This window comes from bacterium (assembly GCA_040755795.1).
Taxonomy (GTDB): domain Bacteria; phylum UBA9089; class CG2-30-40-21; order CG2-30-40-21; family SBAY01; genus JBFLXS01.
Genome location: JBFLXS010000596.1, coordinates 1 through 1,935 on the forward strand (window position 1 = coordinate 1; position 1,935 = coordinate 1,935).

General features: G+C 37.8%; 2 protein-coding genes. Both read right to left on the minus strand.

The features are described 5' to 3' along the window. Positions 1-234: 234 nt before the first annotated feature. The gene (locus AB1414_20065) at positions 235-633 is read right to left on the minus strand and encodes a hypothetical protein (protein MEW6609709.1); all 399 of its coding nucleotides are present in this window, start codon (positions 631-633) and stop codon (positions 235-237) included. Beyond that, positions 630-824 carry a DUF5678 domain-containing protein gene (locus AB1414_20070; GenBank protein ID MEW6609710.1) on the minus strand — a complete coding sequence of 65 codons (195 nt, stop codon included), beginning with the start codon at positions 822-824 and terminating at the stop codon, positions 630-632. Before AB1414_20070 ends, AB1414_20065 begins: the two co-directional genes overlap by 4 nt. Between the last annotated feature and the right edge of the window lie 1,111 nt (positions 825-1,935).

Here is a 1,935-nt window from a genome sequence, read left to right on the forward strand (position 1 = left end):
GATATTTTACTATCTTATCCCGAATCTCCTCTATAAGTGAAGAAGTAATGGGTTCAAGAATTACCTTTTCTTTCCTTTTCATTGGTTCTGCTTCATATTTACCCATGGTTTGCATCCTCTCCTTTTACCCACAATGAGCAGATAACGGTATCGGTGTTTGTGAAGTGCGAGCGGAAGCGAGCATTTGGGTGAGCGAAGCTTCCCACAAACACCGTGTTATACGCAGTTTCGCCTTTATTCTTCAAAGTCTATCCAGCCTTTCTTTTCATCGAAGATTATCCGAAACCTCTTGAATATATCTGTTCTTCCCATTAACATCGGAACTTCCTCTACTAATGCCCAAGCAATTTTTACCTTCAGACTTTTACCATTTAATATAAGAGTAGCTTCTTTAAGAATATAAGGAACTCCTGCACCTGAGATACCTTTTATCTCACGAATAATATCCTCTCTTTCTTGTTTAAACCCAAGAGCTTTACCAAACCGAAAGGGAATCATAGAAATGTCTGCTCCAGAATCTATATACATTGGTATCTCTACTCTAAATTCATCCAGTTCTAACACCACATCCGCCACAGGTCGCAAGACTTTTCCCAAACTGCTTTCTTCTTCCTTAAATTCATGCCGAATCATAGAACTAACATCCTTTCATCTGGAACCCTGGCTACAAAGGGAATCTTATCAGAATATACCTGTCTTGCTTTGCCAAGCATATCTTCAATATCCTCTCCTTTTGCTATTACTGTTCCATCTACAATAACTACATACTTATTCTGGAGCCCTGTTTTATTAAGTTTGAGGTATGTTTCAAAATTTTTAGTCATTTCTCCTCTTGCCTCCTCTCTTTTTCTATCTTAAAAAATAAGGTGAAATTGCGTATAACGGGATGCGGATGAGCGAAGTGCCCCTTATGGTTTTTGCAAAATTAACTTCCACTTTTCTGGAATACCATAAAATAAATTAAAAATCAAACATCAAAATGTAAAATTACAAATCAAAAATCAAAATATTCTCCAGCTACTTTGTTAATTTACAAGTATTGTAACTATTCACCCTGTAGGGAAGTAGGAGAGTAGGGAAGTAGGGAAGGTATTATCTAATTCTATCTAAAGGTCTTAATTATCTGCCAGATTTTCAATCCATTTGGGATATATCTGAAGAAGTGAGTAGGATGGTTATAGGTTTAATCAAATCAATTAAGAGTAAAATAGTATGAAGTATTTTCCCCCTTTCCTACTTCCTACTTCCTACTTGCTTGGTATGCTGAATAGTTACCAAGTATTTTTGCATTTTGCATTGTAATTTTGATATTTGCATTTTGATATTTACATTAAAGTTCTTCTTGCTATCGCTCTCCCCAAAAGAGGAACCTATTTATGAAAAAGCAATTAGGGGCATTTGGGCTTCAGCCCCGACCCGCAAGCGGGTGCCCCGCCGCTGATAGCCGAAGTGACGCAGAGCAACTTCCCTTTTTCAAAGATTCCCTTTGAGTTACATAAAGCTTTCGCCTTTCGCTCATCCACATCCCCAACCCGCCTGATGTGGGTGCCCCGCAAAATGGAGCGAAGCGACATTTTGGTTATCGTTCCAGAGTTTGCGAAGTTTTTGGCTGGTAGGGGTCTCAATAACCTTTTGAATTACAGTTAGATGTTTAAAAGAATAACTCACCTTTGATACACCACTTAATACCAGTCAAAAATTTAGCTTTAGCGTCGCAAACTCTATGTTAGTTACAGTTGCAGGCATTTCCTTTCTAATAAAAATGGTCGCTGTCCTTTTCTCTTGCTTCACCGACTTGACCTTAATTTAAAGTAACTATTCAGCTTCCATTTTTTTCCTTTTAACACTGAAAGTGTTAAATTTCACATAACCGTAGATATAATCTACGGAAAAAGACTCGTGAGCACTACTCGACCCTGAAAGGGTCGAATTTTA

Excerpts from the sequence above, each read along its gene's own strand:
- AB1414_20065 (MEW6609709.1), bottom strand. The coding sequence starts at position 633 with ATGATTCGGCATGAATTTAAGGAAGAAGAAAGCAGTTTGGGAAAAGTC.
- AB1414_20070 (MEW6609710.1), bottom strand. The coding sequence starts at position 824 with ATGACTAAAAATTTTGAAACATACCTCAAACTTAATAAAACAGGGCTC.